This window comes from Corallococcus macrosporus DSM 14697, from assembly GCF_002305895.1.
GTDB classification, from domain to species: Bacteria; Myxococcota; Myxococcia; order Myxococcales; family Myxococcaceae; genus Myxococcus; species Myxococcus macrosporus.
In genome coordinates this window covers 4,067,803-4,092,759 of record NZ_CP022203.1, presented here as the reverse complement: position 1 = coordinate 4,092,759, position 24,957 = coordinate 4,067,803, and the positions used below count along the sequence as shown (strand labels likewise).

Sequence of the window (24,957 nt, the reverse complement as noted above, 5' to 3'; positions counted from 1 at the left end):
GACGGCGACGCCGGGTGGCTCTCATAGCCCCGTGACTGAATTTTCCAACCGGACGGGTTCCAAACCCGTCGCCTTCAGGACCACTTCCCAAACAATTGGGATGTTTTTGACTGCCCGTATGCCCCCTGTCCTACAGGGGGAGCACGGACGCATTTCGCGAGGAACCTTCGGTTTTCTCAAAGGAGTTCAACTGGAATTCCTATTTGTAGAAGCCTGGGGTGACTCTTATCTGACGCCCCCATATGGAAACCATCCCAAGCGTCGGTAGTCCGGGCCTGTGGGCCGGCTTCATCGCCTTCGTGATCGCGATGCTGGCGCTCGACCTCGGCGTCTTCCACCGCAAAGCCCATGTGGTGAAGTTCAAGGAAGCCCTGGGCTGGAGCGCGGTGTGGGTCAGCCTGGCGCTCGTCTTCGGCGCGGGTGTCTGGTGGAAGTTCGGGCCCGAGCCCGGCCTCCAGTTCATCACCGGCTACCTCATCGAGAAGTCGCTCTCCGTCGACAACATCTTCGTCTTCGTCGTCATCTTCTCGGCGCTGCGCATCCCCTCGCTGTACCAGCACCGGGTCCTCTTCTGGGGCATCCTCAGCGCGCTGGTGCTGCGGGCCATCATGATCTTCGCGGGCGTGGCCATGCTGGCCCGCTTCCACTGGCTCATCTACGTCTTCGGCGGCTTCCTCATCCTCACGGGCGTGAAGCTGTTCCTCCAGCGCAACAAGGAGGACAACCCGGAGGACGGCGCGCTGATGCGGCTGGCCCGGCGGACCATCCCCTCCACGCCCAACTTCGACGGGCACCACTTCTTCACCGTGGAGAACGGCCGCAAGCTGGCCACGCCGCTGCTGATGGCGCTGCTGCTGGTGGAGGCGTCGGACATCCTCTTCGCGCTCGACTCCATCCCCGCCATCTTCGCCGTGACGACGGACCCCTTCATCGTCTTCACGTCCAACATCTTCGCCATCCTCGGCCTGCGCTCCATGTTCTTCATGCTGGCCGGCGCGGTGGAGAAGTTCAGCTTCCTGAAGGTGGGCCTGTCCGCGGTGCTCGTCTTCGTGGGCGCGAAGATGGCCCTCATCGACTACGTGAAGGTGCCACCCTCGGTGTCCCTGGTCGTCATCGCCACCCTGCTGGGCGGGAGCATCGCCGTGTCGCTCTTCAAGGCGCGCCACACGCCCACCGTGGAGACGCCCAAGGTCTGAGCCACACGAAGCCCCGCGCCGTTCCCCGGCCCACTCCGCGACGCTCGCGGGGTGGGCCTTCTCATGTCCGGACGCGTGACGGAGGGCCGCGGCGGCGCGAGCCCGCAAAGCAGAAAGGCCGTGAGTCCTGATTCGGACTCACGGCCTTTCTTGAGTGGGCGCAGCAGGGTTTGAACCTGCGACCCCTGCCGTGTGAAGGCAGTGCTCTACCGCTGAGCTATACGCCCTTCTGCTGTCTGCTGCCCGCCGCCGGTGTTGCCGGCGGCGAACGCGGGTGTAGATGCCATCCGCCCGCTCAGGTGTCAACGCATTTTCGACTACAGCGCGCCGAGCTTCTCATCGAGCTCGCGCAGCCGGCGCTTCAGGCCGGAGAGCTGCTTGCCCACGGCCTTGAACTCGCTGCGGGGCGCGAAGTTCAGCGCCTTCAACAGCTCTTCCTGCCCCCGGTCGAGCGCCTGCTTGCCGCGCTGGGCCTTCCCGATGGCGTTGGCGATGGCCATGGCGCGCCGGTCATCGGCCATGAGCTTCTCCATGGCCTTGCCCGACACGTTCAGGGCCTGCTTCTTCAGGTCGTCCGCGATTCCCATGGGGTCCCCCGCTCAGGGCTCGTCGATGAACTGCGTCTGGAGCTGCGCGAAGACGCGGTCCGCGATGCCCTTGTACTTCATGCGCTCGATGAGGGGCTGCAAGTCCCCCTTCATGGAGATGCGGCGCTTGAGCACCGCCTCCACCGGGTCCAGCGTCCCCTTCAGGAGCTGCTTCCAGACGCTGTACGGCGCCCGGGCCAGGTACACCGGCTCCAGCTCATCCAGGTCGTCTGGATCCGCCAGGACGCGCGCCTTCTCGATGCGGCAGTCCCCGGGGACCACGTGCACCACGAACGCCTTCGCCAGCTTGCCGGGCTCGGCCTCCACCACCGCCCCGAAGTCGCCCTTCCAGCCCTTGCCGGCCATGGCGCACTCGGGATCCTCATTGGTGAGGCGGACGGCCTCGTCCACCCACTCCTTCGACGGGAACTTCGTCATCTGGACTCCTAGCCCCTCCGGAAGATGCTCTTGATGCTGGAGAAGAGCCCCCGGTCGTCGCTCCCGCTGCTGCTGGAGCTGGGCACCTGCTGTGGTTGGCGCGACGCGACCTCCTGGAGCGCCCGCTTGAGCTGCTCCGGCGTGTCGCGGGTGGCGAGGTCCACCTTGCGCATGCCGCTCGCATCCTCCACCGTCACCTGGAGCAGGCACTCCTCGGTGAGGCGGAAGTCAATCTTCCGGCCGGCGGCGGCCGAGGGCACGCGCACCGTGCCCAGGTACTCGTTGTCCACCAGCAGGTCGCTGTCCCCCTGGTAGATGTCCAGCTCGATGAAGGGCGAGCCCGGCTCCTTCGGCGGAGGCAGGCGGAAGCTCTTCACCATGGGAATCAGCGAGTTCTTCTCGATGATGCGCTTCACGCGGCCGTTGGGCATCGCGTAGCCAATGGGCATGGACAGCGCGTCCAGCAGCGTCACCGCGTCGATGCTGCCCAGCGAGTCACCCAGCAGGGCCGCGCCCAGGGCCACGCACTCGTCCGGGTGGACGCCCTTGCGCGGCGCCTTGCCGAAGTGCGCTTGAATCTTCTGCTGCACCAGCGGCATGCGGCTCTGGCCGCCCACCAGGATGATCTCGTCGATCTCCGCGCGGGAGATGCCCTTCTCCTCCAGCACGCGGTCGCAGATCTCGAAGGTGCGGTCCACCAGGTCGCCGGTGAGGCTGTTGAGGAACTCGCGCGTCAGGGGGATGCGCAGATCCAACGGCTTGCCCTTGCGCTCGTCGATGAAGGGCAGGTCGATGACGACGTTGGGGATCAGCGTGAGGTCGATCTTCGCCGCCTCCGCCGCGTTCTTGATGCGCTGGAGCGCGATGGGGTTCTCCGTGCCGAGGTCGACCTTGGTCTCCTCCCGGAAGCGCTCCAGCACGTACTCCATGATGCGGTTGTCGAAGTCCGCGCCGCCCAGGAAGGTGTCGCCGCCGGTGGCCAGCACCTCGAAGACGTTGCCGGCCAGGTGCAGCACGGACACGTCGAAGGTGCCGCCGCCCAGGTCGTAGACGAGGACCTTCTGGTCCAGCCCCCGGTTGAAGCCGTAGGCCAGCGCCGCGGCGGTGGGCTCGTTGACGATGCGCTTCACGTCGAAGCCCGCCAGCCGGCCGGCCTCCTTCACCGCGTTGCGCTGGTTGTCGTTGTAGTAGGCCGGGACGGAGATGACCGCCCCTTCGATGGGGCCGCCCAGGAACTGCTCCGCGATGGTCTTCACCTGGCCCAGCACGAAGCTGGACACCTGGGGCAGCGAGTACAGCTTGCCGCCCATCATCACCGCGGCGTCACCGTTGGCGCCCTCGACGATGTCGTAGGGGAAGTAACCGCGGAGGTCGTCCACCGACTTGGAGTTGAACTTCCGCCCGATGAGCCGCTTGGTCCCCCAGAGCGTGTTCTTGGGGTTGGTGACCATCTGATCCTTGGCCACCCCGCCCACCAACAGGTCGCCGCGCGCCGACAGCGCCACGACGGAGGGCAGCGTGAGGTTGCCGCGATCGGTGGGGACGATCTTCGGGATGCGGTTGCGGACGGACGCCACCAGCGTGTTGGTGGTGCCCAGGTCAATCCCGATGATGCGAGGTCTGTCCGCCATGAAGTGAGGGGGCCCGTGCCGGAAGGCGCCGCCCCTGACTCCACTGTCTATCACGTCGCGCCCGAGAGTGCGCGTTTCTGGGCGACGGTGTCAGTCCACCGGGTCCGTTCCACCCGGAGGGGGCCCATCCTGCCCCACGGCCGCCTCGGGCTCCGCCTCCAGGGTGGACAGGACGCACCGCTCGAACGGTGCGTCCTCCCCGCCGGGCAGTTCCTGGAGGAACCGGGACGGCCGCAGGAGGATCCGCTCCCCGTCCCGGGGCAGCACCGACTGGGGGTACACCAGCGCCAGCGCGTCCCGCGCCCGGGTCAGGGCCACGTAGAACAGGCGCCGCTCCTCTTCCTCCTCCTCGGGCAGGCGGGTGGCCCGCGACAGCGGAAACCGGCCGTCCGCCAGCCAGAGGACGAAGACGGCGCGCCATTCCAGCCCCTTGGCCTGGTGGACGGTGGTCAGCGTCAGGAACGCGTCCGGAGCCTCCTCCCCCAGGGCCTCCCCCGCCGCGAACTCCGACACCAGGGCGATCTCCGACAGGAAGCGCGCCACGTCCTCGAAGCGGCCGGCGAACTCCGCGAGCTGCCGGACGTCCTCGTCCCAGTGCGCCTCCTCGGCGGACTCCGCCTTCAAAGACTCGGCGTAGCCCCCGGCCAGCACCTCCTCGATGAGGCGCCCCGGCGCCCGGGCCGCCTCCGGCCGCGTCAGCCGCCCCATCAGGTCGCCAAAGGCCTGGAACGCCTCCCGGGCCTTGCGCGGCAGGTGCGCGCGCACGTCCTCGTGGGCCAGCCCCTCCGCCAGGGCCGTGCCCTCCGGGAGCGCCCGCAGGGCCGTCCAGAGGTGCTCCGCCGTCGCGGGTCCCACGCCTGGGACGCGCCGGATGACGCGCTTGAAGGCCAGCTCGTCCCCGGGGTTGTTCACCAGCCGGAGGTGGGCCAGCACGTCCTTGATGTGGGTCTGCTCGAAGAAGCGGACGCCGGAGCGCACCCGGAAGGGGATGCCGCGCCGGGTCAACTCGAGCTGGAGCTCCAGGGAGTGGCTGTGGGCCCGGTACAGCACCGCCATGGCCTCCAGGGACAGGCCCTGCTCCCGCAGCTCCCCGACGCGCTGGGCCACGTAGGCCGCCTGCTCCGCGGCGTCCAGGGCGGAGACCACCAGCGGCTTGACGCCGGGCTCGCGGGCCGCCGTCAGCACCTTGGGGAACTGGTTCGTGTTGAGGGCGATGGAGACGTTGGCCAGCCGGAGGATCTCCGGCGTGGAGCGGTAGTTCCGCGTCAGCGCGTGGACGGAGCAGCCCGGGTAGCGCTCCGGGAAGCCGATGATGTTGGTGAAGTCGGCGCCCCGGAAGCCGTAGATGGACTGGCAGTCGTCCCCCACCACCGTGAGGTCCTTCCGCTCCCCGGCGAGCAGGTCCACCAGGTCGCCCTGGAGCCGGTTGGTGTCCTGGTACTCGTCCACCAGCACGCAGCGGAAGCGCTCGGTGAGCTCCGCCCGCACCTCCGGGTGGTGCGTCAGCAGGCGCTTGAGGTGCACCAGCAGGTCGTCGAAGTCCATCAGGTGCAGCTGCGCCTTGCGCTGCTGGAAGCGCGCGGCGGCGGCGAGCACCTCGGGCGCCAGCGGCAGCAGCTCCGGCCGGCGGTCCATCAGCACGTGCGACACGGGCTGCTGGAGGTTGGCCGCCAGGGACACCAGGTCCAGCACCAGGTCCGGCCGGGGGAAGCGCTTGTCGCTCTTGAGCCGGCGCTCGGCGATGCACGTCACCATCAAGTCGCGCGCGTCCTCGCGGTCCAGCACGGTGAAGTTCGTGGAGAAGCGCAGCACGCCCGCGTACTGGCGCAGCAGCAGGTGCGCGGCGTGGTGGAAGGTGCCCCCGAGGATGCGCCGCACGTCCACGAAGCCGCCGGCCAGCGCCTCCACCCGGCGGGTCATCTCCCGGGCCGCCTTGTTGGTGAAGGTGAGCAGGAGGATGCCCTGGGGCGGCACGCCCCGCTCCAGCATGCGCGCCACCCGGAAGGTCAGCGTGCGCGTCTTGCCGGAGCCCGCGCCGGCGATCACTAGCACCGGCCCCTCCCCCGCCTCCACCGCCCGCAGCTGCTCCTCGTTGAGGAGCGCGGCGTAGTCGATCCGCGGCGAGGGCCGCGCGGCCGGAGCCTGGAGCGTGTCGGGGCGGGAGGCCATGGGGCGCGGACTCTAACCGGCCCGGCGCCCCGGGACACCCGGATCAGGGCGCCGGCTTCTGCGCGGTCAACCGGGCGGACGCGGCCGCGCGGACCTGGGGCGAGGGGTCCCGCTTTTGGGCCACCTCCAGGAGCAGCCGGCCCACCTGCCGCGGCAGCTTCGTCATCACCGCGTCCAGCGCGGCGGTGCGCTCCTTCACGGCGTGCTCCAGCCGCTCGCGCACGCCCCGGTCCGCGCACGTCCTCACGCCGGGCGTCTGCTCGCGCAGCAGCAGCTCCGCGTCCGCCAGCCGCGCGTCCGCCAGCCGCCTGGCGTCCACGGCCTTGCGCTCGAACTCCGCCAGGTCCTCGGGGAACTCGGTGCTCGCGGCCCGGGCGCGGGCAATGGCCTCCACCGCGAAGCGCGCGTTGACGGCCGCCGCGCAGAGCTGCCGCGCCGACGCCAGCGGCACCCGGCCCTCCGGCGTCACCCGCTCCTGCTGGGCCACGTCCAGGGACCACAGCGCGAGCTGCCGCGCCGCCACCGCCGCGGAGAAGTGCTGGCGCCGCTCCTCGCGGATCTGCACCCAGCGCCGCAGGATGACCGGATCCGGTACGCCGGACTCGGCGGCGCGCTGGTACTCCGTGGACGCCTGGGCGAGCTGCCCGGACAAGTCCAACAGCACCGCCACCGTGAGGTACAGCTCCGCGCTGGTGGCGCGCTCCCGCAGGGCGTCCAGCCGCGAATACACCTCGTACTCCGCCACCGGCCCGGGCAGCGCGGTCAGCACCGTGCGCAGCGACTCCAGGGCGTGCTGGCGGATCAACGGGTTGCGCGCCGCGCGGAGGCTCTCCAGCAGCGGATCCAACACGCGCACCGACACGTGCTGCCCCAGCTCCTCCGCGGCCTGCCACCGGTCCAGCGGATCGGGCGCCACCAGCGCGCGGTTCAGGTCCTCCATGCCGCGCAGGTAGTGCCCCACGTGGGCGGCCTGGGCCGCGGGCTCTGGCCGGGCCAGGGCGGCGCGCTCGGCGCGGGCGTGCTCCAGCCGGGCCGGGAACGCCGTCAGCTTCGGGCCCAGGGGATGGGCCTTCACCCGGGCCTCGGCCTCGTCCACCAGGCCGGAGACGAGCAGGCCCTCCACCTCCAGCTCCAGCAGCAGGACGCGCGCCGCCTCACGGTGCGCGCCGGCCGGGTGGTCCTTGAGGTACGCGAAGAGCTTCGCCGCGCCGGAGGCCTTGGCCTCCGCGAAGGCCTGGGCGTCCAGGCGGGACTCCACATCCAGGCGGCGGGGATCATCCGGCGAAGCGCGCAGGTACTCCGCCAGCTTGCGGGGGTCCTCCGTCGCGGCCAGCTCGCGCGCCTCCGCCTCCGCCAGGAGGCGCCTCGCCTCGTCGCGCTGCACGCCGTCCGGGTGCTCCTGGAGGAACTGGCGCCAGCCGGCCACCGTGTCCGTCTCCTTCGCCCCGTTGAAGCGCAGGCCCTCCAGCAGCGTCTTCGCCGTGCGCGCCTGGGCCGCGTCGGGGTACGCCTCCAGGAAGCGCTTGTAGGCAATCACCGTGTGCAGGCGCTTCGCCTCCTGGAACTCCAGCTCCTCCAGCCGCGCCTCGGCCGCGTCCGTGTCCGGGTGCGTGGGGTACTCGCGGAGGAAGGCGCGGTAGCCGTCGATGGTGTCCACCTTCGCCGCCCGGTCATACGGCGAGGGAATGCAGCCAGTGGCCAGCAACAGGACGGCGAGGGCTCGGCGAAGGGAGGCCATGTCCCTGGAGCAATACCGCACCCGCGCCCACCCGGAAACCCGAGCGCCCATGGACGGTTGCCTGGGTAGGTTTTTTGACGACACACCTTCCCGGGCGGACCATGTGCCCCAGGACGCTACAGGGAGGTCGCGCCATGAGGACAGTCACGCTGATGGGAATCCTGGCCACGCTGGCGACAGGCTGCGCCACCACGGGCGCGCCGCTGGAGCCCTGGCTGGATTCGTACACCCTGCGCTACCAGTCCGCCTCCCCGCCCGCATTCCCCCGCGAGCCCCTGTCCAAGCCGGTGGCCACGGCGAAGCGCGGGGACACCCCGAAGCGCCCCGCCCCGGTGGCCGCCCGCCCGGCCAAGGCCGCCAGGGGCAAGTCCCGCGCGACGCCCGCCCGCGCCTCGCGCACGGCCTCCGTGTCCGGGGATGCGCGCGCGAAGGTCCTGACCACGGCGCGCTCGCTGGTGGGCAAGACGCAGGTCAACCTCAATGGCCGGAAGTATCCGTCCGACTGCACGGGGCTCATCGTGGGCGTCTACGCCCAGGCCGGAGTCACCTTCCGCGGCACCGTCCAGCCCGGCGACAACGGCGTCACCGCCATGTACCGCTTCGCCCGCGCGCGAGGCCGCGTGTACACGGAGGAGCGGCCCACGCCGGGAGACCTCGTCTTCTTCAACGAGACGTATGACCAGAACCGCGACGGCCGCCGCAACGACGGCCTCACCCACGTGGGCATCGTGGAGAGCGTGAGCGCCAGCGGCACCGTCACCGTCATCCACCGCGTGCGCCGGGGCGTCGCGCGCTACCGCATGAACCTGGAGCGCCCGAACCTTCGGAGAGACCCGAAGACGGGCGAGGTCCTCAACGACATGCTCCGGCACCCGGGCCCCAACCGCGCCCCCGTCCTTACCGGGCAGCTCTTCGGAGGCTACGGCAGCGTGCTGCCCGCCAGCCCCAAGGCGAGGAAGCCCGTCCCCGTGGCGCTGCGGTGACGGGCCTCCGGATGCGCCACTAGGCGCGCGCCGTGCGGTCCCACGCGGCGCGCTGCGAGTTGCGCAGGAAGCGCCAGAAGCCCACGACGATGGCCAGGTTCATGGTCACGAAGTAGTACGCCACCGACGCGGCCTTCTTCGCCGTGCCCCGCTTCAGCACGCCCGTCTTCCCCAGGTACGCGAGCGCGTAGAACAGCGCCTGCCCGAACAGGGTGAACTGGTAGAAGAGCCGATCCAACAGGAACAGGTTCGCCACCAGCGCCAGCCCCATCAACGCCGGGGCGCACCAGCGCAGCAGCTTGTGCGACCAGAAGGCGAAGGCCGGGAAGCCCGCCGTCGGCAGCAACAGCCCGGGCACCATGCGGAGGCTCTGGAAGTTGCCCGCGGCGATGCGCGCCCGGCGGCCGAACTCCTTGCCGTAATCCTCCGTGGTCTCCTCGTGCGCCACCGCGTGCTCTTCGTAGACGACCTTGTAGCCCTGCTCCAGGATGCGCAGCGGAATCACGAAGTCGTCGACGATGGTGGACGGCGGGAGCTGCGTGAACAGCGAACGCCGGATGGCATACAGGCCCCCGTTGGCCCCCACCACCGCGCCGCGCCGCCCCTCGTACATCTTGATGAGCGACTCGTAGCTCCAGTACGCGCTCTCCTCGTAGTCCTGCTTCGTGGGGTTGTAGAGCCGCAGCTTGCCGCAGACGGCCCCCACCTCCGGGTCCTCGAAGTGGCGCACCAGCCGCTCGATGGCCTCGGGCTCGATCATCGTGTTGGCGTCGGAGAGGACGACGATGTCCCCCTGCGCCATGGGGATGCAGCGGTTGAGCACCGTCGTCTTGCCCGCGCGGGGCGCCGGTGACAGCCGCACGCGCGCGTCGGCGCAGGCCCGGACGATGTCATCCGTGCCGTCCGACGAACCGTCCGAGCCGATGAGCAGCTCGAACTTCTCCGCCGGGTACGCCAGCGCGAGGCTGTTCTCCAGCTTCTGCTGGATGCAGGACGCCTCGTTGTAGGCCGCCACCACCAGGCTCACCGAGGGCACCGCCCGCCGCCCACTGGCCCCTTGATTCACGGTTTCCGCGCGCCGCACGTCCCGGGCGTTCCTCAGCACCTGCGCGGCCCCTTCGAGCAGGAAAAGACTCAAGGGGTAGAGAAAGTAAGTGTGCGCGAGCAGCAGCACGGCACACCAGAAGAAGACCTCCGCCATCAACCCTGCCTCCCAAGCACCCAGTCCTCGAACCTGCACCGGGTTCAGCAAGAGGCGTGCCTCGCTCACGCGCCTGAAATCACAGGCGATGCGGCGAAGCGGGACGCCGCGAGGGGTGAGGGACTGGACTTTCTCCAGCCCTCGGGGCCGAGGAGGCGGTCGCCCCTTCAGGGCGCGGCGGCGCGCGCGTCAATCTGGCCGATCAGCCGCTCCGCGGCCTGATGGTTGGGGTTCAGCGCCAGGGCGTCGTCCAGGAGTGAACGCGCGGTGGCCGTGTCCTTGAGGCGCAAGGCCACGCGGGCGCCGAGCAGGTAGGCGCGCAGCAGCGTGCTGTCCGCCTCGCGCAGCGCCTCCAGGTCGCTGGCCACCGTCGTGAGCGAATCGGGCGGCGAGCCGGCGCTCAGCGCGTACTCCGCCCGCGCCAGGGTGCTCCACGCGTGCGGCGCGGTCTCCACCTTGCGCAGCCGCTCCGCCAGGCCCAGCGCGTCCGGCGCGGCCAGCACCGAGGCATGGAGGGCCCGGGCCTTCACCCGGGCGGCGGCGGCGCTGGCGGGCTCGGACTCGGGGACCTTGCCCAACCGGACGAGGTGCGCGTCCAGCTCCTTGCGCAGGGCGTCGATGGTGGCACGAACGGACGCCGTGTCACTCGCCACGGCCTGCTGCTCGAGTTGGAGGCTGGTGCGGCGGTTCTCCTGGTCGGAGCGGACGGGAATCCGCGATACGGCCTCCAACCCGCGGGCAATCCTGTCGCCCTGGAGGCGGAGCCGCTCGGCTTCGGCCTGGGCGTCGGACAGGCTCAGGGTGAGCGCCACCGCCAGCTCGGCCTGGGCCTCGACGTATTGGAGATTCGCCGTGGCGAGGTCGCGAAGCTGCTTGATGGCCTCGCCCCGGGAGGCGGCGTCGTCCCTCCGGAGCAGCACCGACGCCCGGTCCGTCGCGTCCACCACGCCCGCGGGAATCTCCACCTCGCGGTTCTTCAGCGCGAGGTAGGCCAGCAGCGCCAGCAGCCCCAGGCCCACCAGGCTGGCCAGCACCACCCGGGGACGGACGCGCGAGGCGGTGTGCGGCTCGAACGTCCGCGTCCCTTCCATGGACATGCGGGTGGACGAAATCAGGTCCTCGGGGAGCTCCAGGGGCGCGCGGAGCGGCGCGCGTCCTCCAGCGACGCCGCGGTCCGCCGCGCCGCCGTCATGGATGGCGCCCAGGCCTCCGGCCAGGGGGCCCCCGCTGGAGGGAGACTCCGTCTCCGGCGGTAGCTGGATTCCGCTGTCATTGTCAGCGAGCTGGGACAGTCCAAATGGGTTTGTCGACCGCGCGCCCCGTGACGGTTCTGCGGCCTCGGACGAGGCGTCCGCGAGGCCGAGCTGTGTCAGTCCGAACGGGTTCGTCGTCCGGGCGCTCGAGGCGGGCTCCGCCGCTTCGGAGGAAGACGCGGCGCTCCTGGGGAGGTCATCGGGCGGCCTGACAGGAGGGACCGAACCGAACACCCGTTTGGAGCCCACGGGCGCCTCGGGGGCGGGGGATTGAACGGCGCTGAACGTCTGACTGCGGCCCAGCGGGGCCCGTGCATCACTTCCGGGCGGCGCGGTGAAGGCAGACGGGGTGCCTTCATCGGCGCTGGAGCCACGAGGCTCGGGCATGGACGCGCCGGTGTGGAACGGGCTCACGGGCGGTGGGGTGGGCACCGAGCCGAAGTCGGGCGTCATCGGTTCGCCGGCCGGCATGGGCGCGTAGGCACCGAAGGTCTGCGTCGCGTTGCCTGGCGCCGCGGTCCCCTGCCCTGGAATCTGCGTGGCGCTCCCCGGCGTCCCATGGCGCTGTCCGACGCTTGAGCCGTTGGCCTGCGTTGTTCCCACGGGGGGAATCACCGGCGCCACCGGTGGAACCACACCGAATGCCTGCGTACCGGCGCCGGGCACCTCCTCGCGCCCCAAGGCGCTGCCTTCCGCCGCATGCCCCCGGAACGGCACCGTACCGAACGACTGCGCACGGCCCTCTGGCGCTGACGCGGGCGCGGTCCCGAACGTCTGCGTCGCATGGCCCACTCCGGGGCCTGTCGCTGGCGCCGCTCCGAAGGTCTGCGTCGAGCCCACGGGCGGTACAGCACCGAACGTCTGCGTCGCGTTGCTCGCGCTCTGGCCTGTCGTGGGCGCCGCACCAAACGCCTGCGTCGCATGGCCCACTCCGGGGCCTGTCGCTGGCGCCGCTCCGACGGTATGCGTCGAGCCCACGGGCGGCACGGCCCCGAACGTCTGCGTCGCGCTACCCGCGCTCTGGCCTGTCGGGGGCGCCGCACCAAACGTCTGCGTCGCGCCCACGGGCGGCGCGGCCCCGAACGTCTGCGTCGCGTTGCTCGGCCCCTGCCCTCCCGCTGGCACTGCGCCGAACGTCTGCGTCCGGCCCACGGCGGCAGTCGGCGGCACGCTCGCAGAGGTCTGGCTCGCGCCATCCGCACGCTGCGCTACCGGCGGCACGGCCCCGAACGACTGTGTCGCCTGACCCGCCGCCGGCGCCGCACCGAAGGTCTGCGTCCGCACCATTCCAGGCGGCACAGGCCCCGGGCCCTGCGTCGCTGCCACCCCGAAAGTCTGCGTCGCGTTATCCCCCCCCTGCCCCTTCGCCGGAACCGCGCCGAACGCCTGCGTCCTGCCCATGGGGGCGCTCGCCGCGGCCCCGTGCTCCGGCTTCGCCCCGGCCACGCCCCCCGGTGTCTGCGTCGCCGCAGACGCATTCGCCCCACCGAAGAGCTGCGTGGACTTCATGCTCGAACGCGCGGGCGCCGAGGCCCCGCCCGACACCGCCGGCGTCGAACGCGAGGGCGGCGGCGCACCATGCGGCGCCGCCATGAACACATGCCCACAGCGCGTACACTGGACGGAGGCGCCCCCCGGCGGCAGCAAGCGGGAGTCGAGGACGTACTGCATCGAGCACTGAGGGCACGAGATCTGCACTCGACGTGCTTACCACACGGGCCCGGCGTCCGGAGGAGCACCAAGCGCAGTGGCCGCCCGGAGGGTCCGCAACTTGGCAGCACCCACGCCACGGACGGCGTCCACGTCATCCCAGCTCTTGAAACCGCCCTGCTCCTCGCGCGCCTCGACGAGGCTCCGCGCCAGGGAGCGGCCGACGCCTGGAAGGAGGGCAAGCTCCTCCTCGGTCGCCGCGTTCAGGTCCAGCGGACGCCCCAGCGCCAACGCCTGGGCCCCCGTCGGCACGGCCCCCTCACCACAGGTGGCCACACCATCCGGACGGATCCGCACGGACTCCGAGGCGCAATCCAGCGCGGGCGCCGTGTCCGGCCAGCGCAGGCGCGCGACCACGCCCACGCCCAACACCCCCAGCGCGACGGCGGCGAGCGCGGCGGTGCGGCTCGCCACGCGCTCAGGCCTTCTCGCCCATCAGGGCCGCCGTCTCGGAGACAGCGGTGACGCCCTCCGGCGGCATCGGCTGATCCAACCCGAAGGCGGTGTGCAGCGCGCGCACGGCCAGCTCCGTGTACTTGGCGTGCACCACGCACGATACCTTGATCTCCGACGTGGAGATCATCTGGATGTTGATGCCCTCGGCCGACAGCGCCTGGAACATCCGCGCCGCCACGCCGGAGTGGTTGCGCATGCCCACACCCACGATGGACACCTTCGCGATGTCCCCGTCCGTCTCGATGCCCGCCGCGCCAATCTCCTCGGCGACCTTGCGCACCACGTCCTGCGCCGTGAGGAAGTCCGACTTGCCCACGGTGAACGTCAGGTCCGTGCGGCCATCCTTCGACGGGTTCTGCACGATGAGGTCCACCACGATGTGCTTCTCATCGAGCGGGCCGAAGATCTTCGCCGCGGCACCCGCGATGTCCGGCACGCCGCACACCGTGATCTTCGCCTCGTTGCGGTCATACGCGACGCCGCGGACCAGCACATCCTCCATGGAACTGTCCTCCTCACACACGAGGGTGCCGGGGTCATCGGTGAAGGACGACTTCACCCACAGCGGCACCTTGTACTTCATGGCGAACTCGACCGAGCGGATCTGCAACACCTTGGCGCCCACGCTGGCCAGCTCCAGCATCTCCTCGTAGGTGATGCGGTCCAGCTTGCGCGCGGACGGAACCATGTTGGGGTCGGTGGTGTAGACGCCGTCCACGTCCGTGTAGATTTCACAGGCGTCCGCGTTCAGCGCGGCGGCCACGGCGACGGCGGTGGTGTCGGAGCCACCGCGCCCCAGCGTGGTGACGCTCCCGGACTCGTCCACGCCCTGGAAACCCGCCACCACGACGATGTGGCCCCGGGCCAGCGCGGCGCGGATGGGCTGCGCGTCAATGCTCTTGATGCGCGCCTTGGAGAAGGTGCTGTCGGTGACGATGCGCACCTGATGGCCCAGGAAGCTGGTCGCCTTCCCCTGCTGGGCCTGGATGGCCATGGCCACGAGGCCGATGGTGACCTGCTCCCCGGTGGCGACGACCACGTCCTGCTCGCGCTCATCCGGGCGGTCGGTGATCTGCGCCACGAGCTTGAGCAGCCGGTTCGTCTCGCCGGACATGGCGGACACGACGACCACCACGTCATGGCCGGCCTCCTGCGCCGCCAGGCAACGCAGGGCCACGTTCTTGATGCGGCCCACGTCACCTACGGAGGTACCGCCATACTTCTGGACGATGAGTGCCACGGCGCCTGCAACCTCCCTCTTCAGACGGGCGGGAGCTATACGAGCCCGGCCGCCGGGTGTAAAGCGCCCGCCACCACCCACCCGTTTACGCTAGGGTGCCCGCCCTTCCGCCGCACCCCTTGGAGCCCCGAATGTCGCGCCCTCGTATCCTCATCGACGGTGACACCCTGAAGCTGGAAGAGATCCTCCAGGTGGCTCGCAACGAGGCCACCGTGGAGCTGTCTCCGGAAGCCGCCACCCGCGTGCAGGCCTCGCGCGCCCTGGTGGACCGTGTCGCCGCTGGAGACACGCCCGCCTACGGCATCAACACCGGCTTCGGCACGCTGGCCGAGGTCCGCATCGACAAGAAGGATCTGCGCGACCTCCAGCGCAACCTCATCCTCTCGCACGCCTGTGGCGTCGGCACGCCCCTCCCCCTGCCGGAGGCGCGAGCGCTGCTGCTGCTCCGCTGCAACGTGCTCGCCAAGGGCTACTCCGGCATCCGCATGGAGACGCTGTCCCTGGCGCTGGACATGCTGAACCGGGACGTCGTCCCCGTGGTCCCCGAGCGGGGCAGCGTGGGCGCCTCCGGAGACCTGGCCCCGCTGGCGCACCTGGCGCTCGTCTTCATCGGCGAGGGCGAGGCCTTCTACCAGGGCCAGCGGCTGCCCGCGAAGCAGGCGCTCCAGCGCGCGGGCCTGCAGCCGGTGGTGCTGGAGGCCAAGGAGGGCCTCGCCCTGGTGAACGGCACGCAGGCCATGTGCGCGGTGGGCACCCTGCTCCAGCTTCGCGCGGAGTCCCTGGCGGACATCGCGGACGTCGCGGGCGCCATGACGCTGGAGGGCCTGCTGGGCAGCCACAAGCCCTTCATCCCGGAGATTCACGACGTGCGCGCGCACCCGGGCCAGAAGGACGTCGCGGCGCACCTGCGGCGCATCCTGGTGGGCAGCGAGCTGGTGGAGTCGCACATCAACTGCAGCAAGGTGCAGGACCCCTACTCCCTGCGCTGCATGCCGCAGGTGCACGGCGCCGCGCGCGAGGGCATCGCCTTCTCGCGGCGCATCCTGGAGGTGGAGGTCAACAGCGCCACGGACAACCCGCTGGTGTTCGCGGACACGGAGCGCATCGTGTCGGGCGGCAACTTCCACGGCCAGCCCATCTCCCTGGCCATGGACGTGGTGGCCATGGCGCTGACGCAGCTCTCGTCCATCAGCGAGCGGCGCGTGGAGCAGCTCGTGAATCCGGCGCTGTCGAACCTGCCGGCGTTCCTGGCGAAGAACTCCGGGTTGAACTCCGGCTTCATGATTGCGCAGGTGACCAGCGCGGCGCTGGTGGCCGAGTCCCGCGTGCTGAGCCACCCCGCGTCCGTGGACTCGATTCCGTCCTCCGCGGGCCGTGAGGACCACGTCTCCATGGGCATGACGGCGGCGCTCAAGGGCCGTCAGGTCAGCGACTTCGCCCGCTCCTGCCTCGCCATTGAAATCCTCGTCGCGGCGCAGGCGCTGGACTTCCGCCTGCCGCTGAAGCCCGGCAAGGGCGCCCTCGCGGCGTACGAGCTGGTCCGCTCCAAGGTCCCCCACATGGACAAGGACCGCGAGCTGCACCGGGACATCGAGGCGGTGAGCCAGCTCGTCGACTCCGGCGAGCTGCTCGCGGCGGTGCGCTCCGCCACGGCCTGATACCTCTTGGATTGAATAACGAAGGGCCCGGAGCCAGGCGCTGGCTTCGGGCCCTTTTTCATGCCGCGTCGACGCTGAAGTCCGTCCCCCGAGGACACGGGGAGCAGCGCGCCGAACCGGAGCCTGCCGCTCGCGCCATTCCATCGCACAGACTCCCGCAACCGCGGGCCCCTCAAATGACGCCTCAGCGCCGGGGCGCGCTCGCCGTCACCTGCCGCATGCGCCAGTCGCAGGTGAGGTTTCCAGCGGAATCCTTCATGGGCTCCACCGCCGCGAGGAACGCACGCCGGACGTCTTCGCGTGCCTCGGGCTGCAGTTGGTCGGCGTCGTAGGTGCTGGCGAGTGAGGCCCAGATGCGCTCCGGAGGACCGACCTCCTGGACCTCGAGGTCGAAGACATCGACCTGCTGGAAGGCGAGGCCGAAGAGCGCCATCAGCCCCTCGTTGGAGCGGAAGCGCGTGTCTCCCAGGCTCAGCGGTGGGCGCGGCTGCACCGCGATGGTGGACTGCATCAGGCCACGAAACACCGCGAGCGTCCCCGAAGGGACGAAGCCTCCACCGACGACACAGGACAGCTTCCCGTCGGGCTTGAGCACGCGACGAATCTCGGAGAGGACCTGCTCGCAGTCGTCCATCAACATCAGGGCCAGGTGGCTGAGCACGACGTCGAAAGAGGTGTCCTCGAACGGGAGCGCCTGCGCCACGCCCTGAACCAGCGTGGCGGCGCCCTCCAAACGCGCCTCCGCCTGCGCGAGCTCACTTTCGCTCATGTCCAGGCCGACAAGTCCCGGGCGCCCGTGCTCGCGCCGGGCGAGCAGCTCAAGCAGATAGCCATCACCACAGGCCACGTCGAGCACTGCGCGCAGCCGCCCCTCGCGGGGAACCTCCGCCGCAAGCAGCGCATAGGTGGAGGGAAACCGCGCGTCCCCCCGAAACACAGGCGTCTTCGAGAACCACCGCGCGGTCACACCCGCGAGCCGGCGGTGGTAGTCGAGGAGATAGGACTCGTTCTCGGACGGAGGCATGGTGCCCCACTGCATACCACTCCGGTCCTTCAACCCGCAGCGGGCTCTGGCACCTTGAGCTGGCGGCGCAGCTCCTCCGTGGCAATCGCGGGCGCCCCCTTGGACGTCATGAGCGTCTGCCCATCCTCGGAGTAGAGCGCGGGGCGCCGGTACAGCATCTTGAGCGCATGCAGGTGGGGGTACACCTGGGATGCATCCGGGTTCAGCTCACGCAGGTGCTTGCGCAGCAGCGGCGCGAACTTCGGGCTCATCGCCGGGAAGATGTGGTGCTCCTGGTGGTGGCTGAAGTTGAAGTGCATCCAGTCCATCACCGGGTGCGTCGCCACGCTGGCCGTGTTCACGAAGGGGTTGTCGGATTCTTCGTGCGCGGCGAGCAGCCAATGGTTGGTGGCGATGTAGATCATCAAGGTGATGTTGCCGATGAGGAGCGGCAGGATGAGCGCATAGAGCGCCCCCAGCGGTCCCATCCACCAGCCCACCGCGCCCCAGCCCAGAACCACCAGCACCGTGAGGATGCGCTCCCGTGTCCGATGCATGTGCACATGCTTGAACTGCGGCAGCCGGCTGTGGTGCCACAAAAAGGCCTGCCCCTGGGCCGTGAAGAAGAAGCTGAAGCTGACGAAGCTCAGCAGCGACCCCGAGCCCGGGGACATCGCGTGGAACACCTTGGCGAACCACTGCGTCCGCCACTCACTGCGCCGGGGCAGGATGTCCGGGTCCCGTACCAGGACGTTGGCCGCGCTGTGATGCGCCTGGACGTGCCACGCCCGCCAGTTCCCGGGCGTCACCAGGAAGGGCGCGAAGCCCACCCAGCCCAGCAGACTCTCCAGCGTCCTGCTCCGGAACACCGCGTGGTGCAACGCCTCGTGTGCCGCCAGGCCCACGGCCGTCACCATCTGCCCGAGCACGAACGAGCTGAGCAGACACGCCCACCAGGGCAGCCGCCCGCGGCTCACCGCCCACATCAGCACCACCATCACCGGCACCAGCCCGAACGCGACGACGCCGCGCAGGGGCTGTGGCTGGAAGGACTCCGGAGGCATGACCCGGCGCAGCTCGGACCGCAGCAGTTTGGGGTCATCGGCGGGGATGGGACCCGCCTGCGGATTGGAAGAACTCATGCGTTCACCCGAAGGAAAGGGGTCTCAAGCCATGGGCCGCGCAAGGCCGCCCTCGAGCAACATCCGAAGCCGTCCCGCCTCATCGAGCGCCGCGACGGTTCCGCACTCCAGCAAGTCGCCATCCACTCGCGGCGGCAGCGCCTTCAGTGAGAGGTGGAGCGGCGCCCCACCTCGGGCCTCCACCAGGCCCCTGTCGAACGTCGCGCGCTGGAACTGGATGGGGGCGAACACGGCGCTCGACTCCCCATCCACATGCATCGCGCTCAACCGCAAGGCGGCGTCCAGGACGAGCGCGGGGACGGAGCTCCCCGCTTGATTCGGCGCCGATGGCAGCCCCATCCGAGCGAACCGGCCCGACGGCTCAAGGCGAATCTCCTCCAGGCAGTCGAACATCTTCCGCAGCTCGATGGGCGCCCCCGCGGCGCAGTGCGGGTCATGGACACGCAGCGCCCGCCCCGAGGGCGCCGCCGCATCCAGGGCCGGCGTCCCCGTGGGAGGCTCCGCCGTCAACGTGAAGCGCGCCTCCGCGTAGACGAGGTCCTTCTCCAGCACGACGCCTGAGGCGTGGACGATGTCCCCCATCAGCCGCACCCGCACACCGTGACGTCCGGGTTCGTCGATGAGGGGCGTGCATTCGGCGCGCAGGTGTTGCCGTCCGCCCGGCTTGACGCGGATGAAGCGCGAAAACCGGACGTCTTCGATGGTCACCGTCCGCAGCTCCGGCCGCCCGTTGCCCACCGCCGCTTGCAGCATCAGGTCCAACGCCCAGGCCCCGGGAAGCGTGGGGGTGCCACGCACGAGGTGGTCCTCCAGGCACGGAACACGGGCCGCATCCACGACCAGTTCATGCAGGATGGCCGCGGGTACGACCTCCAGGCCGTAGTAGGACCGCTCGCTCTCCGTGAGCTGGACGTTGATGGCCTGACGGGGCCGTCCGTCCACGAGCTGGAGGAAGAGCGCCTCACCCTCCTCCGCCCGGATGCCGCGCAGATGCCGGCTGGCACCGAGCACGCGGTACTCCGAGCCGCGCGTCATGCCGATTCCATCCCACGCCAGCCACCCCACGCTGCACCACCGGACCTCCTGGCTCGCGTCACTGACCCAGGCACAGAGCCGGTCCAGCGCCTCGTTCGCGGCGCCGTAGTCCGCCTGTCCGTCGTTCCCGATGTAGCTGAACGCGGAAGTGAGGACGTGGAACGGCACCGGCCGCTCGAGCCGCTTCACACACACGTCCCGCAGGTTCCGGAGCCCCAACAGCTTGGTGCCCAGGTTCAGGCGCAGCTCACCCAGTTGCCTGCGGTTCAGCTTCTTGGACGTCTGCGTGCCCGCCCCATGCACCACCAGGTCCAGCCGCCCGTGCGTGTCGACAATCTCCTGGAGGACCCGGTCGACGTCCGCGGCCTTCGTCACGTCCGCGGCGCGGTAGAGCACCTCGCCCGGGAGTCGGCCCAGGCCCGCCAGCGTGAGCTTCAGCTCGCGAGCGGCCAGGAAACGCTCGAAGCGCCTGCGCAGCTCTGGCATCCGCACGCCCCGGTTGCTGGCCAGCTCCGCCGCGTAGAACTCACGCTCCACCCGCGGCAGGTCCTCCTCACGGGCCTGGAGCACCCGCTCGGGCGCCTCGTCCGGGTCGCTTCGGCCCACGAGCACCACCTTGCAGCCGTAGCGCTTGAGCAGGGCCCCCGCGAGGACGGCCGTCACGCCTCGCCCCCCACCCGTGAGCAGGACCACTGAGCCCGCGTCGAGCGTCTTCGCCGGCTCCGCCGTGACGTCCGTCACGCGAAGGACTCGGACGCACCGCACCGGGCCCTCGAAGCAGACCTCGATGGTGGGCGGACCTTCCGCCTCCGAGCCCAGCTCGGCTTCAGTCAGTTGGAGTGCTTCGGGGAGCGGCATGGCCGTGGTGGAGATCGCTCGCACGTTGCGAGCGGGCACCTCCCGTCCAACGGACTTGAGCAATCCCGCGAACAGCCCCGACACGGGGTGCAGACACCGGCGCGCCCCGACCGCGCCAATGCACAGGCTCGCAAGCTCCACCTCGCCACGGACCAGCCGTTCGTAGGCGCGGCGCGCGGACAAGAAGAGCAGCTCCAGCGCCCCGTGCTTCGATGCCGTATCCGCCACCACCTCGGCCTCGCGAGCCCCAGCCTCGATGCGGCTGACCGCGAGGATGACCTCCGGCTCGAAGCCGAGCGCGGCCAGTCCGGCTTCCGCCGTTGCGTCGGTCGAGAGGTCGATGTGGCGGACACGCTCCCCGTCGCCCCCCGTCCCCGCGCAGAGAACCAGGTGCCCAGGTCCACACAGGGCCTCCGCATGGCTCGCCAGCTCGCGCGCGAGTGACGCGTCCTCCGAGATGAACAACACCCTCCGACCCTTGAGGTGCGACGGCCGCGTCGTCCGAGGGGGACGCGCCACCAGCACGGGTGACAGGTACTGAATGGGCGCGGCATGGTCGAAACCTCCGGAGGCCTCGGACGTCTCGGCTCCAGCCGTGCCCGCTCCCGGCGCCGCCGGTGGCTCGGCGATGGGAGCCCCAAGGCGCCTACCCTCCGCGGGACGAGACGGCAGCTCACTCCGCCCATCCGTCACGGCATCGGGATGCGTTCGCGGAGCAGCCGTGAGAGACGACGCCTCCCTGGGGCGCTCGGATGCAGGCAAGAGCTGCACCTCCAGCCGAACGCCCGTCGCGGCATCCGGGTGGAAGCGCAGGCTGGAGGCACGACCGACTTCGGCGGCCTGCACGGCGCGCAGCAATGCCAGGCTCTCCGCCGCCGAGTGAGGCGGCAGGTCGGTGCCTGCCTTCATGTCCCGAGAACCACGGGCGGCGAGCTGGAGCTGGCACAAGGGCTTCAAGCCCAGCTCGCGTGCCTGCTCCGCCGTCGTCACGGCGAAGAGCGCCGTGCCCTCCTGCGGCTGCTGGGCACCCCGAACCTCTCCGGGCCTCCCGATGTGCGTACTGCCCACGAGCACGAGCTTGAAGCCGCTCTCCAGAAGGCCCCGAGCGGCCTGGAGTGCCGCCGCGGAAGACGCCGCGCCAGCATCCACCACGAAGTTGGGCCCCTTGACGTCGAGCGCCCCCGCGACACGGCCAGGCGTGACGTTGGGCATCATTCCCTGGAGCGTGTACGGCCCCGATGGACGAATGCCCTCCATCACCGCCAGGTGAAGCTTCTCCGCCAGGGGGAGCACCGCGACGGACGCAGGCTCCCGGCGGGCCCTCTCCCGCAGGCGCCGCTGGAGCGTGAAGTCCAGGACGCGCTGGACCGCCTCGACACCTCGGCGCGTCTTTCCTTCAAGCCCCAGCACGATGGCCGTCCCCGGGCGAAGGGTGTCGAACGCGCCCAGCTTCTGGACGAGAGAACTCGCGGCCACGAGCCCCAGGAGCTGCGTCGCATCCATGTCCTCGGAGATGTCGGGCAGCAGTCGCACCGTGGACGGTAAGCGGAGCGCGTCCAGGTCGAAGCGCGTGCCCACATCGACCGGCACTCCCGCGACGGGCCGCCCTCGACCATCCGGAAACAGCCCCTCGGCGGCCACCACCACGAGCGTGGAGGCATCCGCCACGGGCCTCCGAGGCGCTGACGAAGGACCGCGGTACTCCTCCAGCACCAGGTGGGCATTGGTGCCGCCGAAGCCAAAGCCATTGGTGGCGGCGCGGCGGGGCAGCTCGCCATTCTCCGGCCAGGGCTGCTCGCGCGTGTTCACCTCGAAGCCCGGTCCCATGGCGCGCAGCGCGGCGCCAGGTGCCTCGAAGTTGGATTGCACGGGGAAGCGCCGGTGCTCCAGCGCCTTGCACAGCTTGATGACCGACGCCGCGCCCGCCGCCCAGCCGACATGGCCTATCAGCGCCTTGACGCTGGCGAGCTGGACGCCGCTTCGCTTGCCCCCGAAGACGCGGGCAATCGACTTGAGCTCGGTGGCGTCGCCAGCGGGCGTGGCCGTCCCGTGCGCCTCGATGTACTGCACGCTCGCGGGGTCGACCCGCGCTCCCGCGTAGCACGCCTCCATCGCCGCCACCTGCCCTTCCGAGCGAGGCACGTTCGCCGAGCTGCTCCGTCCGTCACTGGAGAGCCCCGCGCCGCGAATGACGGCATGCACGCGGTGGCCCGCCGCCACGGCGTCCTTCAGCCGCATCAAGCCAACCACGCCCGCGCCTTCTCCGAAGATGACGCCATCCGCTCGCGCGTCGAACGGCCGGCTCCCCGTGGCGGAGAGCCCGTTGAACTGCGAGAACAGGCAACTGTTCCCGGGCCCGGGGGAGAACACGCCTCCCGCCAGGACGAGGTCCGCGTCCCCCCGTTCAAGCGCCTTCATCCCCAGCGCCATGGCGTACAGCGACGACGCACAGGCGGCGTCCAGCAATGTCGTGGCGACCCCCTGCCCCACCACGTCCGTCACCACGGCCTGGAGCGTGGGATGCGGCGCCAGGTCGCTGGAGATGGCCTCCACGCCCAGCGCCTCACGCGCCGCGCTGGCGAGCGACGAGACGTCCTGAACCCGCTCGCCCCGGGCGCACAGCAGCGCCTCCCCGGCCTCGACGCTCAGGGCCGCGTCGTACTCCGCCGAGCCCTCCGCCGTCGAACCCAGCAGGCACTGGACACGCCCGGGTGAATCAGAGGCCACGGACTTCAGCCCCTGCATGGCCTGGGCAAGCGCGATGGCCAGCAGCTTCTGCTCGCGGACGTACTGCCGGAAACGCCCCGGCTCGACGCCCGGCGGAGGCACCAGGTCCTCGTCCCGCACCTGCCCCGTGAGCAGGGTGTACGTCCGGTCCGGAGTACCGGCGGGCCCCACGAAGTCCGTCACCAGCTCGGGCCGCGACTGCCCAGGGTCGACGGTGCCGCTGATGCCCTTCCGGATGTTCTGCCAGTACGCCTCCGGGTCCTTCGCGCCGCCCGGCAGCATGCACCCCAGCGACACCACGGCGATCCCGCCGTCCTCGGCCGCGCGGGCCCCCTCCGGCCCCGGGCCAGCCGCAGGGGCCGGCTCCTCCGAGGGAAGCAGCTTGCTGATGACGCTCACCTCGGCGCCCGCCTCCGCCGGGATGATCTTCTGGACGATGCGCGCCAGCACACCGGTGCTGCCACAGTCCACGAACCGCGTGCAGCCCCCGCGAGTCAGCGACTCCACCGTCCCGAGGAAGTCGAACGGGCGCACCAGATGCGAGGCGAGCGCGTCCGCCAGCTCCGGCTGCCCGCCCACGTAGGCGCGCCGTTCAATGGGTGAATAGACGCGGCCACGCGGAGCCTGCATGGGCACCCCGTCCAGCGTCGCGCGGAAGTCCTTCGCGGCTGGCGCCATGCCCGGGTGGTGGAAGGGATAGCGGCTCGCGACGAAGGTGAAGCCCTGCCCCTTGCCTTCCAGCAGCGCCCGCAGGCGCTCCAGCTCCCCACGCGCACCCGCGACCACCGTCTGCCGCGCGTGATTGCGTCCCGCGATGTGCAGCCCCGCCGCCCCGCACTCGGCGATGGCTCGAACAGCATCGGCTTCCCCCAGCGCCACCGCCGCCAGGGTGCCGAAGTCGTCCGGCAGGACCTCGAGCGCCCGGATGCGCTGGCAGACCACCTGCGCGCCGGTGCTCAGGTCAATGGCCCCCGCCGCCGTCATCGCGGCGATCTCACCGAAGCTGTGCCCCACGAACACATCCGGGCTCGCGCCCTGACGCTGCATCCACCGCGCCCCCAGGACACCCGACAGATAGATGCCGAGCTGGTCGAGTTGGGGCGTCTGTTCGAGCGCCCGCCGGATGTCATCGACCTCCCGCGCGGCCAGCAACGGCTCCGCGTCCACGCCGGCCGCCCGGCACGCGGCAGCCGCGCCTTCGAGTTCACGCTCCAGGTCGGGATGGAGCGCCTTCAACCGGAGGAAGAGGCCGGGGTCGAACGAGCCCTGGCCAGCGAAGAGGAAGGCCGTGGAGCCCGGAGGCAGCGTCAGCGCGCCAGCGTCCCCCGCGAGGCGCTGTACGGGGACCGACTCCGTTGAAACGACGCGCGAGGTCCCCAGGGAGGCCGGGTCCGCGAGCAGCGACTTCGCCAGCGCCCGGACGGGCTCCGGGAACACGTCCTTGAGCGCGGAGCCGCCCTGCTGGACACACTCCTTGAAGCTCCGAGCCCCCGCTTGCTCGAAGATGCCAGCCAGGGAGTCGAAGCACCGCAGGAAGGACTGGGGAAACGCACACAGCGCGCCTGACGTCCGGTCCGCGCAGAGCACGGTCTGGAAGCCGCACGCCACCGGCGTCCCGTCGCTCTTGAGGGTCCGGAAGCAGAAGCGGAGGGAGACCTCTCCCCGCTCCTCCAGCGTCGTCAGCACCACCAGCCTGTCGCCCAGGTTGGCGGGGGCCAGGTTGCGCGAGTAGCCCTCATAGGTGAGCAGCAGCACCCGGTCGAAGTCGCGCCGGAACTCCGGCACGTCGAACACGTCCGGGCTGAAGAGCAGATGCTCCCGGCCCGCGCACTGGAACTTGAAGTTCGTGAGGAAGTGATGGCTCCCGTAGGCCATCGTGTCGTCGAAATGAATGTCGTACGGGACCGCGAAGTAACCCATGGCGATTGGCTC

The 24,957-nt window shown here is 70.5% G+C and carries 15 protein-coding genes and 1 tRNA gene; 3 read left to right on the top strand and 13 right to left on the bottom strand.

The window, feature by feature from the left end:
- Positions 1–242: 242 nt before the first annotated feature.
- Positions 243–1,196: a TerC family protein gene (locus MYMAC_RS17225; RefSeq protein ID WP_013940030.1), complete on the top strand. Its 954-nt coding sequence runs from the start codon at positions 243–245 to the stop codon at positions 1,194–1,196.
- Positions 1,197–1,351: 155 nt separating this feature from the next.
- Here MYMAC_RS17225 and MYMAC_RS17220 read toward each other — a convergent pair.
- From MYMAC_RS17220 to MYMAC_RS17195, 6 genes are all read right to left on the bottom strand, one after another.
- Positions 1,352–1,423: transfer RNA gene (locus MYMAC_RS17220), tRNA-Val, on the bottom strand.
- A gap of 90 nt (positions 1,424–1,513) precedes the next feature.
- A complete protein-coding gene (locus MYMAC_RS17215) occupies positions 1,514–1,783 on the bottom strand; it encodes a hypothetical protein (RefSeq protein ID WP_095958865.1) in 270 nt (89 codons plus the stop codon).
- Between the two features lie 12 nt (positions 1,784–1,795).
- Positions 1,796–2,221: an SCP2 sterol-binding domain-containing protein gene (locus MYMAC_RS17210; protein ID WP_095958864.1), complete on the bottom strand. Its 426-nt coding sequence runs from the start codon at positions 2,219–2,221 to the stop codon at positions 1,796–1,798.
- An 8-nt stretch (positions 2,222–2,229) separates the two neighbouring features.
- On the bottom strand, positions 2,230–3,852 hold the full coding sequence (locus MYMAC_RS17205) for an Hsp70 family protein (protein WP_013940028.1): 1,623 nt from the start codon (positions 3,850–3,852) through the stop codon (positions 2,230–2,232).
- Positions 3,853–3,942: 90 nt separating this feature from the next.
- Entirely contained in the window at positions 3,943–6,021 is a 2,079-nt protein-coding gene (locus tag MYMAC_RS17200; RefSeq protein WP_095958863.1) for an ATP-dependent helicase, read from the bottom strand.
- Positions 6,022–6,064: 43 nt separating this feature from the next.
- Positions 6,065–7,759 carry a serine/threonine-protein kinase gene (locus tag MYMAC_RS17195; RefSeq protein WP_239989577.1) on the bottom strand — a complete coding sequence of 565 codons (1,695 nt, stop codon included), beginning with the start codon at positions 7,757–7,759 and terminating at the stop codon, positions 6,065–6,067.
- A 134-nt stretch (positions 7,760–7,893) separates the two neighbouring features.
- Here MYMAC_RS17195 and MYMAC_RS17190 point away from each other — a divergent pair, with 134 nt between their 5' ends.
- Positions 7,894–8,742, top strand: a complete 849-nt coding sequence (locus tag MYMAC_RS17190; RefSeq protein ID WP_095958861.1) for a C40 family peptidase — start codon at positions 7,894–7,896, stop codon at positions 8,740–8,742.
- A gap of 19 nt (positions 8,743–8,761) precedes the next feature.
- Here the strand turns inward: MYMAC_RS17190 and MYMAC_RS17185 are convergent, their stop codons facing one another.
- The 4 genes from MYMAC_RS17185 to MYMAC_RS17165 all read right to left on the bottom strand — a co-directional run bounded on the left by MYMAC_RS17185 (position 8,762) and on the right by MYMAC_RS17165 (position 14,602).
- Entirely contained in the window at positions 8,762–9,943 is a 1,182-nt protein-coding gene (locus tag MYMAC_RS17185; protein WP_095958860.1) for a glycosyltransferase family 2 protein, read from the bottom strand.
- Positions 9,944–10,110: 167 nt separating this feature from the next.
- Positions 10,111–11,799, bottom strand: coding sequence for a tetratricopeptide repeat protein (locus tag MYMAC_RS37890; RefSeq protein WP_239989676.1), 1,689 nt, complete (start codon positions 11,797–11,799; stop codon positions 10,111–10,113).
- A gap of 1,104 nt (positions 11,800–12,903) precedes the next feature.
- Positions 12,904–13,320 carry a ComEA family DNA-binding protein gene (locus tag MYMAC_RS17170; RefSeq protein ID WP_095958859.1) on the bottom strand — a complete coding sequence of 139 codons (417 nt, stop codon included), beginning with the start codon at positions 13,318–13,320 and terminating at the stop codon, positions 12,904–12,906.
- 4 nt (positions 13,321–13,324) lie between these two features.
- Positions 13,325–14,602, bottom strand: a complete 1,278-nt coding sequence (locus tag MYMAC_RS17165) for an aspartate kinase (RefSeq protein WP_013940019.1) — start codon at positions 14,600–14,602, stop codon at positions 13,325–13,327.
- 131 nt (positions 14,603–14,733) lie between these two features.
- Here MYMAC_RS17165 and hutH point away from each other — a divergent pair, with 131 nt between their 5' ends.
- Positions 14,734–16,260: a histidine ammonia-lyase gene (gene hutH / locus MYMAC_RS17160; RefSeq protein ID WP_095958858.1), complete on the top strand. Its 1,527-nt coding sequence runs from the start codon at positions 14,734–14,736 to the stop codon at positions 16,258–16,260.
- A gap of 184 nt (positions 16,261–16,444) precedes the next feature.
- On the opposite strand, the gene MYMAC_RS17155 is transcribed toward hutH, so the two are convergent.
- Genes MYMAC_RS17155 through MYMAC_RS17145 form a run of 3 tightly spaced genes read right to left on the bottom strand, consistent with a single transcriptional unit; the run spans position 16,445 to position 24,945 of the window.
- Positions 16,445–17,284 (bottom strand): class I SAM-dependent methyltransferase, encoded by an 840-nt coding sequence (locus tag MYMAC_RS17155; protein ID WP_123784134.1) that lies wholly within the window; start codon positions 17,282–17,284, stop codon positions 16,445–16,447.
- Positions 17,285–17,313: 29 nt separating this feature from the next.
- The gene (locus MYMAC_RS17150; RefSeq protein WP_013940016.1) at positions 17,314–18,405 is read right to left on the bottom strand and encodes a fatty acid desaturase family protein; all 1,092 of its coding nucleotides are present in this window, start codon (positions 18,403–18,405) and stop codon (positions 17,314–17,316) included.
- A gap of 24 nt (positions 18,406–18,429) precedes the next feature.
- Positions 18,430–24,945, bottom strand: coding sequence for a type I polyketide synthase (locus tag MYMAC_RS17145; protein ID WP_095958857.1), 6,516 nt, complete (start codon positions 24,943–24,945; stop codon positions 18,430–18,432).
- Positions 24,946–24,957 lie beyond the last annotated feature (12 nt).